This window comes from Achromobacter sp. GbtcB20 (genome assembly GCF_019091095.1).
Taxonomy (GTDB): domain Bacteria; phylum Pseudomonadota; class Gammaproteobacteria; order Burkholderiales; family Burkholderiaceae_B; genus Achromobacter; species Achromobacter mucicolens.
Genome location: NZ_JAGXJZ010000622.1, coordinates 1 through 260 on the forward strand (window position 1 = coordinate 1; position 260 = coordinate 260).

1 protein-coding gene is annotated in these 260 nt (G+C 59.6%); it reads left to right on the forward strand.

All coding sequences use genetic code 11. The features are described 5' to 3' along the window. Positions 1-123: 123 nt before the first annotated feature. Positions 124-260, forward strand: a 137-nt coding sequence (locus tag KVT32_RS30470; protein ID WP_371825646.1) for a transposase, incomplete at its 3' end; no start/stop codon positions are given.

The following is a 260-nucleotide window of genomic DNA, read 5'->3' on the forward strand; positions in this document are numbered from 1 at the left end:
GCAGGACTTGGAACGTGAGGTAGATCGGCGGAAAGCCCGCGCGGGGAGTGGGAGGAATGTAGGTAACGTGCCGCCTGAGATCGTGTTCAAAGTCTCGCCCTCTTGATGTGAGAAGCTCGCTGGGTGAGAAAAGGCTACCCCAGCGACATCAAGCGCGAGCAGTTCGAGGTGATCCGGCCATTGCTGGAGAGTGCGCGCAGAAAGACTGCCCCACGCAAAGTGGAGCTGTACGAGGTGTTCTGCGCCGTGCTGTACCTGCT